Below are 13,771 nucleotides of genomic sequence, written 5' to 3' on the forward strand. Positions count from 1 at the left end.
TTTAAGGCGCTCATGCTGTAGTACTTTCGGGGGGCCGAATAGGCCCCTCTCTTTCTTTTACACCACAACTAAAAAGAAGGTGTCAAAAAATTTGACACCTATAGGCTGTTACCATTTCCCACCTTTTGGCTTGCACATTACCCCCCTTGCCCTTTAGGAACATGCCTATACACGCGCTTATAGACAAACCCCCTTGGCAACGTTACCCTAAACCCGTAAATTATCTAGCCGCTGCGCCAGAGCCTAGCTAGTCCACTATGCGTTTTCCTGCCCTCTTTCTCCACCTACAAGGACGGGCACCGTTCTTCGAGCTGAATTAGGATGGAAGTATTCCCCGTTAGCCCGCTCACTTAGCGGTAGTTGTTTGAACATGAACACCCTTTTAACCCTATTCCCGCCTACCTTTATAGACGATAAACATAGAAGGAATACAGGGATGTACGACGACCCCCCCAGCGAGAGCGCGTAGCTTGCGTAGCATCGAGCGCGAGGGCAAGATTAAATTTTTGGTGGCGGCGGTTTTCCGAAAATGAAAGCGTACCAATTAAGACTCTACCCCACACTCCGACAGCGGCGGCAGCTAGAGGAAGCATTTAGCGCCTGCCGGTATGTGTGGAATTGGGCGTTAGATAGACGCACCAGGGCCTACAAGGAAAAAGGAGAGTCCCTGAATGCCATTGCGCTTTCGCGGGCGTTGACGGCGCTCAAAAAAGAGAAGGTTTTTCTTAAGGCCGCCAGTGCGACGGCCCTTACGTATGTCCTAAAAAGCCAGGATGAGGCTTTCCAGAAGTTTTTCAACAAGCAGGCCCGCTACCCGAAGTTTAAACGGCGTGGGCGGGTGCACTCCTGTACCTTCCAGCTCGACAAACGCCGGGGCGAGAAGGTGTTTATGCCAGGCCAATTATTGCGCCTGCCCAAGCTCGGCCCGGTGCGCGTGGTCTGGTCCTACCAGGATATCCCCGTATTCCCCAACAGCGCCACGGTCAGCTGCAATGCCTGTGGGCAATGGTTTGTCTCGCTCCAGTGTGACTGTATCGACGTGATACACCCGCCCGCCACGGATAAAACCATTGGGCTCGATTTAGGGCTATCGACCCTGATAGCCATGAGCGATGGCAGAAAAGAGAAACCCAGAAGATTTTTAAAGAACGCCTTACGCCGGTTGAGGTTTGCCCAGCGCCGTTTATCGAAGACGGCAAAAGGTGGCAGTAACCGGCGTAAGCAAAGGAGCCGCGTAGCTCGACTCCACCAAAGAATAGCCAGCAAGAGGGCGAACTTTCTGCACGGACTGAGTACTTCGATCGTACGCGAAAACCAAGCCATAGCGATTGAGGACCTGAACGTGCGTGGCGTGATGGCCAACGGAAAGCTAGCCCGATCGGTTGGGGACTGCGGTTGGTACGAGTTACGACGGCAGCTTACTTACAAAGCGAAGTGGTACGGACGGCAACTTAATGTGGTGCCGCGATTCCAGCGTACCACGGGGGTTTGTCCTGATTGCGGGACGGTAGGGGAAAAGCTGCCGCTGAGGGTGCGGTCCTGGACGTGCGGGCACTGTGGAAGCGCGCACGATCGGGATATTGCCGCCGCTCGGGTGATTGATTTAATGGGTAATACCGCGAGGAGCGCGGGAATTGATGCCTGTGGACTGGCGCACAAACCGGAGGAGGCTGTTAGTTAGTGACAGGCTACCAAAGGGCCGGATTGAAGCAGGAAAAGCGCAGTGAGCGAGAGCGCAGGGATGCGCTCATGGGGCGATCAGCCCCGGTCGCGAACGTTAGCCGCCAACTCCAACAAATAGGTATTAGCGTATCATCCTTCATCACAACTGCAAGGGCAAAACTGTCGGGGATACCTATTAACCACTTACTACTCCTATTCACCTTATTACTCAGCAGTATGCCAGAATTACAGGCGGCGGCCAGGGAACTGGTTACGGTAAAACCTCTAGCGCAGCTGGCGGAATTCCCCCCAATCACTGCCTCCGCAGAGGTGATTACCCTTAACAATAGTCAGCTCAACGCTGAGGTCACCGCTGTTATTCTTGGCTTGCCCGTTGAAATAGGACAAGTAGTCGCGCCCGGAACCCCGCTAGTGCTGCTTGAGAAAACAGATCTAGAACTCGCCCTTGAGCGGGCCAAGGCAACCCTAAACTCGCTTGAAGCCAGCCATGCGTTGGCGCAGCGTCAATTAACCCGCACCCAATCCCTGGCTAAAAAAAGGCTTATCACGGAAGAAATACTCAATCAGCGCGAAACCGAGCTAAAGGTTAGCAAAGCGGAGCTGGCAGTCCAGCGGATCACGGTAAAACAACAGCAAAGAGCGCTTGAAAAGACGGTAATTCGCGCTCCATTTAAGGCCATCGTCGTGGAACGGCTGGGGCAGGTGGGTGAACTGGCTATGCCGGGCACGCCGCTTATCCATATCCTGGATGCAGAACAAATCTTGGTTTCCGCTAAACTTCAGCCCCGGGATATCTTTTCCCTGCGCAATGCAGCCACGGTGGTATTCATCGCTGAAAATCACCCCTATTCCCTGAAGCTTCACCGCGTGGTTCCCGCGCTTGATCTCCGTGAACGAAGCCAGGAAGTGCGCCTGCGATTTACCGCTGCGCCCGCCTTGATTGGCACCACCGGGGATTTAGTTTGGCGCCCTAAAACTCCCCATTTACCTGCCGATTTGTTGGTTCGGCGCGGCAACAAACTAGGCGTGTTTGTATTAGCGCGGGAACGGGCCAAATTCGTAGCTCTAGCCGATGCCCATGAAGGCCAGCCCACCAAGATCAATCTACCGGGAGATACTCTCATTATCATTGATGGTCGCTTTACCCTCCAGGATGGGGAAGCAGTTCAGGTCACCAACCTTGCTGATTAGCTTGATCCAATAAAGATGCTGATCCGTTTTTTCCACAATCACGTTCTAGCCAATCTCACCTTTGTGCTAGTGCTCACGGCAGGTGCCCTAGCCTATCTTCACCTCCCTAAGGAACAAAACCCGCCGGTTAATTTCAACTGGGTACAAATTAGCACGGTATTTCCAGGCGCCTCCGCGGAAGATGTGGAGAAACTAATTACCGAACCGCTGGAAGATGCGCTCCGTCAAGTCCAGGATATCCGTTTTGCTTCCAGCACTAGCCGGGAAGATCTATCACTCATTCTGGTGCGGTTTCAAGACATCAATGAGCGCACCTATGATAAACGTGTCACTGATCTGCGCCGGGAAGTGCAAAGTAAGGCAAATCAAGAACTGCCAGAAGCCGCCGAAGAACCCGAGTTTTTCGAGTTGAGTACCGCGAATATGTTTCCCGCCGCCATGATTTTGGTCAGCGGAGTAGCGGACAATGAGGTGCTACGGCGTAACGCCCGCATCATTCAGGAAGATCTAGAGCGCATACCCGGGGTAAAAAACGTGGGCACGGTGGGACTGCGGGACCCAGAATTGCAAGTGGAGTTTTCGCCACGGCGTCTATATGCCGTTGGAGCCACCCCCGAGGATTTGGCTGAAACGGTGGCTGCCTATTTTCAGGATGCCGCCGCGGGAAGCGTCCGCCAGGCAAACCAACAATGGCTGATACGCCTAGTGGGAACAAGCAGCGATCCCCAGGTATTAGGCCGTTTCCCGCTCAAAACTGCTTTGGGTGAAACGCCAATTAATAGCGTCGCCGCAGTAAGCCGCGGCCGGGAGGAACCAGAGGAATTAGTTCGTCATAAAGGCCAGCCGGGAGTATTGCTGGTTATAGACAAAAAGGGCAGCACCGGCTCTCTGAAATTCATAAAAAGCCTTAAAGCCTATATTGCCTCCCACAATGAGATCAGCCGGGAAAGCGGCGTCAAACTGATCTTAGTGGATGATCAGACGCCCCGCACCGAAGCCGCATTGAAAATCATGGAAAATAATGCGGTAGTTGGCTTGGTGCTGGTAATGCTGACCACCTGGCTATTTCTTGGATCGCGGATCTCGTTTTTTATCGGGATCGGCATTCCCTTTACTCTAGCAGGAACCTTCCTGTTACTTTATCTGCTCGGGGAAAGTCTGAATATCTCGGTATTTCTCGGGGTAGTGATCGCTTTGGGTATGTTGGTGGACGATGCGGTGGTCGTGGTAGAGGCTATTTACTACCGCTTACAGCGAGGGGTAGCACATGCGGTTGCAGTGTCCCAGGGGCTTTCGGAAGTGGCTGCTCCTGTGGCAACCTCGGTGTTAACCACGATAGCCGCTTTTCTTCCGCTTATGCTCACGCCGGGTATCCTCGGAAAATTTATGTACGTCATTCCCCTGGTAGTTACCATTGCTCTGCTGATTAGTCTGTTCGAAGCCTTTTGGATACTGCCGGTGCATGTCATGGGCTCGAAAACCGGCGCCCATAACCCTTCCCCCTTGCAACGTTATCGCGTGCGGTTTGCTCACTATTTGCGGGTTAAATATACCCACGCATTGATTACCCTTCTAAAGCGACCTAAACGTTCCGTGCTGGCTATATTGCTGCTCGTTGCTGCTTTTGGCGTCCTAGCGGGCAGCATGGTACGAACTGATTTTTTTGCCGCTGACCCGATTCGGTTGTTCTATGTGAATGTGGAAATGGCGCCTAATACGACCCTGGATGAAACCCTTCGTTTAATTGAAACATTAGATAGCAAGGTGGGAAAACATCTCAAGCCAGAAGAATTACGCCAAACTGTGGGCTATGCAGGCATGATGTTCACAGGCGCGGAAGTGCTGTCAGGCGACCAGTACGGCCAGGTCGTCGTTAGTTTGAAGCCTCAAAACGGGCAACTTCGCAGCGTCGATGAAACCATTGAAACCATGCGGAAAAACCTCGTAAAAACACCGGGACCCGTACGCATTTCCTTCCTCCGCATCTCTGAAGGCCCCCCCGTCTCTAGACCCATCAGTATTAAGGTGCGTGGTGATGATCTAGAGAAATTGCACCAAGCAGTGGCCGCCTTGGAAGCTACTTTACAGCGTCTTCCCGGCGTCAAAGACATCACCAGTGATAACATTCCTGGCAAACTGCAACTCAACCTGCGCCTAAATGGAGACGCTATCAAGCGTTCCGGACTAGATCCGGCTTCCGTCACCCGCATTATTCGGCTGCTATTTGACGGAGAGATCGTTGCCAGCACGCGCGAACAGGGAGAAAAGCTGGAGGTACGGGTACGCGCTAAACGAGCCTCGGTACCTGATATCAATGCCCTATTCAGACAGCCTATTGCCTTACCCGGCGGCGGCGAGATCGCCCTAGGCCGGCTCGTAGAGGTAGATAAAAGCCTTGGGCAAGTAGCAATTCGGCACTATAATTTTCGCCGCACCATTACTTTGGAGGCTGACATTAATCGAGAAATGACCGATGTAGTGGCTGTTAATGAGCATATCCAGCAAGAGTGGGAAAACCTGCGCGCCCGTTTTCCCGGCATTGACCTGGATTTCTCCGGTGCCTTTGAAGATATTCAGGAAAGCATCCAGGCCCTCACCTTGCTATTTCTACTAGGTATAGGATTAATCTATCTTATCTTGGGCACCCAGTTTCGCAGCTACTGGCAGCCCCTGATAATTCTCGCCGCCGTACCCATGGCGTTTACCGGTGTGCTGTTCGGGCTCATGGTGACTCGTAATCCCCTAAGTCTTTATACGCTCTACGGTGCCGTAGCACTAACTGGCATTGCCGTCAATGCGGCGATCGTACTCATCGTGGCGGCCAATGAACGCTTAAACCGGGGCATGAGTGTATTACATGCTGCGGTATATGCAGCCCGGCGGCGCCTTATCCCTATATTAATTACTAGCCTTAGCACTATTGCCGGTCTATTTGCCCTTGCCACCGGCCTAGGCGGGCGCTCCCTGCTGTGGGGCCCCATGGCCTCGGCGATTGTATGGGGCGTGGGAATTTCCACCTTGCTGACTCTTTTTGTTATTCCTTTGTTATACCAATTATCCATGACCAACAAGAACAAAGGTTACCGCCCTTAAACTTCACCTCACCATTAATCGTTCAAGAGGCAACCGGGTGGAGCGTGCTTTCGGGACGGCGCCGGCTCCTATCCGGCCCATCACCTGGGCCCGCTGGCAGATATCCGGTGACAGCAGTTGTTCTAGTCGAGACGAAAGCGCTGCGGCAAGACGCTGGCTGTATTCGCTTTTTGAAAATTGTATTCCCTCTCGAAGATAGGCACTAAATATAAGGGGAGTCATCTCTGGCTGAAGCCGTAAGTTAAGCCTGCTGGCCGTCAGCCAGAAACGCTGCCAGGCTCTTCCCGTGGCAATGTAATCATCCATGGATTGTGGCGGCTTTGGAGCGATAATTAAAAAATGAGCGGCACAGGCAATACCAGGAATAAAATCGAGTTGTATCCGGGGTAGTAGCGTCCCCCCAAGATAGGTGTTTAAAAATTTTACCCGCCCCCAGTCTTTCAGTGCCCAGCGCATGAGTCCCACTCCCAGCGGATCCAAGCCCACAGCCTGATCCGGGATGCGATCTTTGCTAAATTTTGAATTCCATTCAATGACGCTTCGATGCACCTCATAAGCTTCCGGCATGGTCAACCGCAGCTTTCCATTCATAAACAGTAACCGGGCTACCTTTAACCTATTTTCTAGCCCTTCAAGCCAGTGAATGGAAAACAAGGGCTTAACAGATTCTTCGAGAAGGCTTTTTTCCCGGACCGTGAGCGCGCGCAGAGACATAGCCCGGCGCTGGGTAGCGCGCACAGGAATATAGGGCCACAGGGGATCGGGACGAAGGGTAGCTTCAGGAACAAAATGCACATTGAACTTAGGGTGAGTCTCTGCAGTATTAAGATCTCGTTGAATGTCGGTACGCCAGCCATATTGGGACGCCGCAATGGTAATACTTTCCAGAAGTGTCCCCACGGAGATCTGGCTAGCATGGCCTTCTAAATCATAAACACAATGATCCCGGGTATCGAAGCCATGGACAACGACATAATGAGAGTCCTTAATTTCAAAGCGCCAGGGCTGGGTATTGTCTCCGCTAGGCGCCCACCGGGCCATATCTAAAATACGCTCAACCTCAGAACCAGCCTTTGACGAAGCTACAGTAGGTATTTTCTGAGAAAGCTGTTCAAGCATCCGGTATCCCCGCTTACGCTTGAAAAGCTGGAACGGGTTGTTATTGCCGCCAGGCAGCCACCCAAGATGCCATTTCCCCCGATAGGCATCGTACTGATGGTAGCGTGGAGCAGACCGTACAGGGCCTCGTCCCAGCAGAATCTTCAACGCTTCCGCGCCTGTGGCTCCCGCGCACAGATGACAGCCCATGGCCGTTGAGGGACCGCGGCGAGCAGCCAAATCAAGCCGCGAAGAGTCTACAAGATAAGCACGGTGGAATCCTTTGGGCGTTAGCCCCGCAAGAAAATTCACATACTGCTGCTCTATGGGCAGGCCTTCCAGGCAAAAGTACTCCTCAAAAGTCATATGCCCCGGCATAAATACTAAATAAGCCGTTCCTATTCCAATAGGCGCCGCCGTAATTGCAGGTATGCCAAGCTCCGCGCAGCGGGCAAAAACATGGGCCCGCCTATCCAACACAAAAAAATCGAAGCCATCGACAAAAAGGTCTACCCCTTCGAGAAAGGCATCAACATTGTTGCGGTTAATTCCCTTATTAAAAATATTCAGATCCACTTCCGGGTTGATATCCCGGGCTATTTCAGCCAGCACCTCGACTTTAGGCCGCCCTAGGGTACTCACCATCGCTCCAACCTGGCGATTAAAGTTAGGAAGCTCAAAGTCGTCGAAATCCGCAATATGGAACACGCCAATGCCTAAACGCGCCAGAGTTAATAAATGGACGCCCCCCACGCCTCCCATCCCCGCAATGGCCACTTTCTTGCCACGTAATATCTGTTGTTCCCACTCAGTCACCCAGCCGGTATTTCGGCTAAAAGCCTCCTGGTAGATAAAAGCTTCGCCTTGACGCTGAATAGAACTCTCTACTGAATTTTTTTCTAGCGGCTCATCTTGTGTGTGCATTTACTCTATTTCCTAGGCTAACAAAAGGCTCAATTCCGCGCTGGATCATAAAGGCTATTTTTTTCTTTGGCGTCTCTCTTGTAAAGCTACAGAGGCAGCAGTTTTTAATAATTTCTGCACGATCTGCGTGTAGGTCCCGTACAAAATACGAGAGGTGTGAGCTACCGCTTATTTTAAGCGCTGCTTTTATCCTAAAACTGGGATTAACATCATAATGTTTCTTTGTCAAGAAGCGGAAAATCACAAGGAAGCGCCCCCTTAGTTATTAACTATCTTGGAGATCTCAAACATTCCAGGATAACTCAAAAAACAGAGGAGTCATCATGGAGATGCTAGCGACCAAACCAATTAATACTGAAAGAACATTAGCAGATATATTTTCAGACTATTTTGAAGTGCTTTCGGCTAATACCCCTCAATTACAAGAAGCAGCTTATCGGCTACGCTATCAAGTTTATTGCCTGGAAACCAAATTTGAAAATCCCTGGCAATTCCCAGAGAGGCAAGAAAAAGATGGCTTCGATCAATATTCAATCCATAGCCTTCTCAAGCACTCGAGAACAGGCAACTTTGCAGGTACCGTTCGCCTCATTCTTCCCCGACTAGAGGTTGAAAAATGTTTCCCTGTTCATGCAGTAACCTCTCACCCCTTATTCCTTGATCACCGGCGATTCCCCCGATCAAAGGTTGCTGCAATTTCCCGCTTTGCAATTTCTAAAAATTTTAGGAAGCGTTTGGGAGAATTTATTTCGCCAAGCGCTGCTTCTAAGCACCATGAAATTTATAGAGATGAGCGCCGAATTATACCCCATATTACCCTAGGGCTCGTCGCCGGCCTTGTAAGAATGAGCAAGGAACAGGGGATACAACACTGGTTTTGCATGGTAGAGCCTCCTTTGCTTCGTCTTTTATCAAAATACGGTTTATATCTAACAGCCGTGGGTCCAACCGTTGAGTATCATGGTAAGCGTCAGCCCTGTTACGCGCATCTCGATCAGTTTCTCGAAATGGCGCACAAAGAACGCCCTGATGTATGGGAATTAATTACCGATAAAGGAAAGAATTGCCCTTAGATTATTTTTATCAAAATGAATTTGTCTCTATATGAAGACACAAGAACCGCTGATAATACATGAAGATAAAATTTTACAGAAAGAATAGTGTCTGTTTTTAGGGACAAATTCATAGCATGATTATTTAAACCGCCTATGTTTCGATCTCTGAAATTGTATATTTCTATTGGTTTTTGCAGGGTGGCATTTTATTTGCTTAATCTAAATAGTTCAACCAATTTATTAGAATAAAAATACATCACTAAGAATTAATTTGATGCTCCTATACCCTTTCAATATAAGGAAATAAATGCCAATGCCGTCCCATGCTTATTGCCAAAGCGCATACCAACAAAAATTTGACACCACCTCCACCTCCGAACTGCTTTGTATTCATGAACTCTTTCAGCAACATTTTAAAGTCTTCGAATTCTTACCACGAGAATCGCCTAAACTTTTTGAGCAAACCCTTGCTCTACGCTACCAGGTTTATTGCCTTGAAAATTCATTCGAAAATGCTTCCGATTTCCCGAGCAAGATGGAAATGGATCAGTACGATGAATATTCCGTCCATACACTTATCTGCCATCGCGATACAGGAGAGGCCGTCGCCACGGTTCGATTAGTTCAGCCAAATTCTTCTGGGTACCAACATGGTTTCCCCATGGAACCCCATTGCAACGCATCGCTTACCGCTCTCCCCGGAGAATCTCGGCCGTCATCACACCACTTACCTGCGGAAATTTCCCGTTTTGCAATATCCAAAAATGTTAGACAACGAGTCATGAAAATGGCATCCACAATGCAAGCGGGACACACCGAAAAAGGAAAACCTAATCATATTTCCTGGGATCGACTGCTATACTCTCAATTCACCTTAGAATTGTTTGCTGCTGCAATACGCTTAAGCGATAAATACGGAATCACTCACTGGTATTCTTTGGCTTCGCCGGCATTGTTAAGAACCTTAAGACGCTTTGGTATTCGTCTGACATCGGTTGGCCCAGCAATCGATCACCGCGGTATGCGGCTACCCTGTATTGACAACCTTGAAACGCTTCTAAGGAGAGTTTATCAGACACAACCGGATGCATGGAATATTCTAACCAATCATGGAACGATCTGGCGAGAATCCAAACGTAATTACATCGAAGAATTAAAACAAGAGAAAATAAAAGCAAAAGACAAGTTTGCCCTGCTCCCTTATTTCAAAAAAGAATTCCAACCCCGGATGGCAAGCGCATAAACAAAGAAAACATTGATGATAAACAACAACGGCAGTTACTCTTAACCACGCATTTCATATTTATCTAATAATGCGTATAAAGTAGGACGAGTCACCCCTAAGAGTTCCGCTGCCCGTGAGAGATTGCCATTCACCAAGGTGATGGCGCGGGTAAGCGCCTCCCGTTCAGTATGCTCCCGTATTTGACGCAAATTTAAGGACAAAGATTGCTGTTCGGGGGAGGCAGAGGCGGGCAAGTCTAAATCTTCCGACGCAATACGGTTGCCTTCCACCATTATCACAGCCCGTTTTATGCAATTTTCTAGTTCTCTAACATTGCCAGGCCAGGTATGAGTCTCAATAGCTCTAATAGCATCATCTGTAAAACCGCGGACCGCTTTACCCTGCGTGCGCGAAAAATGCTCAAGCAGCGCCCGCCCAATGACTACCGCATCGCCCGGGCGTTCCCGCAAAGGCGGAAGAGTCACGGTAACTTCGGCAATTCGATAATATAGATCTTCCCGAAATTGGTTTTGAGCAATAAGCTCTTTTAAATCCTGGTTGGTCGCGCAGATAACCCGCACATCCACAGGGATTTCTTCACGGCCACCCACCCGCTCAATCACCCGTTCTTGCAGAAAACGCAGCAGCTTGGCCTGGAGGCCCCGGGGCAAATCCCCGATTTCATCTAAGAACAAAGTACCCTCATGAGCGTATTCAATCTTGCCCCGGGTTTGTCTCACAGCCCCCGTAAAGGCTCCTTTTTCATGGCCAAAAAGCTCGCTTTCCAAAAGGTTCTCCGGAATAGCCGCGCAGTTAATAGCCACGAAAGTTTGCTCTCGGCGATAGCTCAGTTGGTGCAAGGCCCGAGCAATAACTTCCTTGCCTGTACCGCTCTCACCCAAAATAAACGCAGTGACATCAGCGGGTGCGATCTTCTCAATGGTACGACATATTTTCTTCATTCCAGGGCTGACGGCAATCACCCCTTCCAGGGAGGAATGACCAGCCCGCCGTAAACGCCGATTTTCCATCTCCAATTCATAAAGCCGGTAAGCCCGATCAATCGTCAATTTAAGAATGTCGGGATCGATGGGCTTCGAATAAAAATCGTAGGCACCCGCCCCCACTGCTTGCACCGCATGCTCCTGGCTGTCATTCCCTGTGATCACAATGATTTTGGTATAGGGCGCCAGAGCCAGGATTTCCTGCAAGGAGGCCATGCCTTCGCTGACGCCACCAGGGTTAGGAGGCAAACCAAGATCTAACGTTACTACCGGAGGTTCATGGCGGCGTACTAATGCAACCGCTTCCTGACGATCCTTAGCTACTGCTATTTCATAACCACAAAAAGCCCACCGCAACTGGCCCTGCAAGCCAAGATCATCTTCCACGATCAGCAAGTTTTTCTTACTGCTCATGAAACTGCCTCCTTCACTTCTTCCATCCGAGATCTTTCTACCTCGCCTTGAGGTATCCGCAGCACAAAACAAGTTCCTTTACCCGGCACGCTGCGGACTTCAATATCTCCTCCTATCTCCTGGATATATTCCTGCACCTCAAAAGCTCCAATCCCCATGCCCGTAAGCCCTTTAGTGCTATCAAAAGGGCGAAATAGCCGTTCCCGAACAAAAGCGGGAACCATGCCCTGCCCGCTATCTTCAACGTCTATCCGAACTATTTCCTTTTCTCTGCTTATCCGTAAAACAACACGTCCTTCAGGCAAGGTTGCTTCTTGGGCATTCTGGATTAAATGCCCTAAGATACTCTTAAACCGTTCTCGGTTAGCGCATATCCCAATAAAATCTTTATCTTCTCCCTCCACTTCTGGTCTTGGCTGTTGGGCGGCATAATGTTTTACCAGCTCACGAGCCAACGCCACTACGTCAAAGATTTCCTGCCGTTCTTCCTCCCCCGTGCTGCGGAGTTGACTCATTAGCCGTTGCATTCGCTGAACTGCGTGGTGAATAGTCTGCACAGCATCATCGATAAATGCTGGGTTATGCTTATGGTATGCGGCGTTACGCACCAGCAAGGAAAGCTGTGCGATGAGATTTTTCAAATCATGGACCACGTAGGCGGAAAATCGATGAAAAGCAGCGAATTGCTGGGCTTGGGCTAACTGTTCGGCTGCTTCTTGATGGGCCAAATAGCTTGCTGCCTCCCGGCCGGTAGTGCGCAAAAGATCCCGATCCTCCCAGTCCAAAGCCGCTCTCGCCTGGGAGCGAGCCAAAACCAAGAAGCCAACCAATGATTCCCTGTGAATTAAAGGTACAATCAGCCATAGCTTGGGAAAGCTATTAAACCATTCTGGTATCGGCACAGGATGGGGATGGGTTGCTTCCCCTTTTGCGCCTTCTTCCATAATCCACTCTTGTTCCTGCAGGAACTGAAGAAATGCTGATTGCTTCGGCTCCATTAAGCCCTCTGGAAAAGGAAAATTCCAGACAAAAGTCGGTACATAATATTTCTCTTTAGGCTGCCACAGCACGCCACCCGGGCTTTCCACGATCTGAGCGAGAGCTCGAGTTACTCGTTCTCCTAACGGGATCGAGGAGTCCTCCGAAAGCATACTAATAAAATGTAACCACTCCTCGCGATAGTCATATTTGTAATTAAAAAAATGTTTACTGATAAAAACCCGCAATTTCGCCTTTAATTGGCCCGAGGAAAGGAGCGACAGGAGCAGTAAAGCAGCCGCAAATAAAAAAACGGCCTGGGCCATAATCCCCCAGGAACCGCCAAAATGGCGAACATAGTAGCCTGCACCGGCCATAGCCAATAAATAGAATCCCGCCCCTAGAAAAGTTGCAGTATGAAATACCATCCGCCGGGAAACATAGACATCTGGCGACCATTGAGGGTTACGAGCAGCCGAAACTGCAATAAAAGGAACGACCATAGCATTAGCTAGACCACGGGCAGACCACACCCCCGTATCGACTACTTGTAATAGCAAAGCATCCGCATAGAGAAAAAAATCATAAACGAATAAAGCGGCAAGCCCAAAACAGAGATGTTTAATCGCCCATCGTTTATCCTGAGGCACAGAACGCAGCAGTTGTTCCACCAGCATTAAACCAATAACTGCCAATAGTATTTGCCCTACCAGTACAATCTCATAGCTTAATTTGGCGCCAAGCAGCCATTCTAGCCAGGAAAACCCAATTAACAGTCCCCCTTGCAGAAGTACAAAGATGAAAACCAACACCGCAAGTCTGCGGGTAAGCCCCTGAAACTTAAAATTAAAGCCTAACGCATGAAAAAGAAAAGCATACCAGACTCCATCCCGAAAAGTTTCCAGTATCTGGACCCAAAGCGGCGAAAGATAATCAACATATGAGTCATACGCTGAGACGGCTAGCCAGCCTGCATTTACTGCAACCGCAAAGAGCAATACCCCCCCCACGGGGCGATTACGGTAGCCGATAGCCAGTATAATGAAAAGAGCAGTAAAGGCTACCGCGCCAGCACCATAACTGATCAAGGCCAAATTATTCATGGT

At 49.8% G+C, this 13,771-nt stretch carries 7 protein-coding genes and 1 pseudogene; 5 read left to right on the plus strand and 3 right to left on the minus strand.

All coding sequences use genetic code 11. The features are described from left to right. Nucleotides 1-529 precede the first annotated feature (529 nt). Genes NOC_RS10680 through NOC_RS10690 form a run of 3 tightly spaced genes read left to right on the plus strand, consistent with a single transcriptional unit; the run spans nt 530 to nt 5,967 of the window. Complete coding sequence (locus NOC_RS10680; protein WP_002808807.1) at nt 530-1,681, plus strand: RNA-guided endonuclease InsQ/TnpB family protein; 1,152 nt, start codon at nt 530-532, stop codon at nt 1,679-1,681. After that, the gene (locus tag NOC_RS10685; RefSeq protein WP_002810042.1) at nt 1,681-2,874 is read left to right on the plus strand and encodes an efflux RND transporter periplasmic adaptor subunit; all 1,194 of its coding nucleotides are present in this window, start codon (nt 1,681-1,683) and stop codon (nt 2,872-2,874) included. The genes NOC_RS10680 and NOC_RS10685 overlap by 1 nt, the downstream gene beginning before the upstream one ends. A gap of 15 nt (nt 2,875-2,889) precedes the next feature. Beyond that, on the plus strand, nt 2,890-5,967 hold the full coding sequence (locus NOC_RS10690; protein ID WP_002809588.1) for an efflux RND transporter permease subunit: 3,078 nt from the start codon (nt 2,890-2,892) through the stop codon (nt 5,965-5,967). Between the two features lie 1,095 nt (nt 5,968-7,062). Here NOC_RS10690 and NOC_RS18650 read toward each other — a convergent pair. Further along, nucleotides 7,063-7,941: pseudogene (locus NOC_RS18650) on the minus strand (ThiF family adenylyltransferase); the annotation flags it as partial. 371 nt (nt 7,942-8,312) lie between these two features. On the opposite strand from NOC_RS18650, the gene NOC_RS10700 reads away from it, so the two are divergent. Beyond that, the gene (locus NOC_RS10700) at nt 8,313-9,062 is read left to right on the plus strand and encodes a PEP-CTERM/exosortase system-associated acyltransferase (RefSeq protein WP_002809633.1); all 750 of its coding nucleotides are present in this window, start codon (nt 8,313-8,315) and stop codon (nt 9,060-9,062) included. Between the two features lie 295 nt (nt 9,063-9,357). Continuing rightward, complete coding sequence (locus NOC_RS10705) at nt 9,358-10,287, plus strand: PEP-CTERM/exosortase system-associated acyltransferase (RefSeq protein ID WP_244859957.1); 930 nt, start codon at nt 9,358-9,360, stop codon at nt 10,285-10,287. A gap of 41 nt (nt 10,288-10,328) precedes the next feature. On the opposite strand, the gene prsR is transcribed toward NOC_RS10705, so the two are convergent. Beyond that, on the minus strand, nt 10,329-11,687 hold the full coding sequence (prsR, locus tag NOC_RS10710) for a PEP-CTERM-box response regulator transcription factor (protein WP_002810012.1): 1,359 nt from the start codon (nt 11,685-11,687) through the stop codon (nt 10,329-10,331). Continuing rightward, entirely contained in the window at nt 11,684-13,768 is a 2,085-nt protein-coding gene (gene prsK, locus NOC_RS10715) for an XrtA/PEP-CTERM system histidine kinase PrsK (protein ID WP_002809826.1), read from the minus strand. The genes prsR and prsK overlap by 4 nt, the downstream gene beginning before the upstream one ends. Nucleotides 13,769-13,771: the final 3 nt, after the last annotated feature.

The organism is Nitrosococcus oceani ATCC 19707 (assembly GCF_000012805.1).
Classification (GTDB): Bacteria; Pseudomonadota; Gammaproteobacteria; order Nitrosococcales; family Nitrosococcaceae; genus Nitrosococcus; species Nitrosococcus oceani.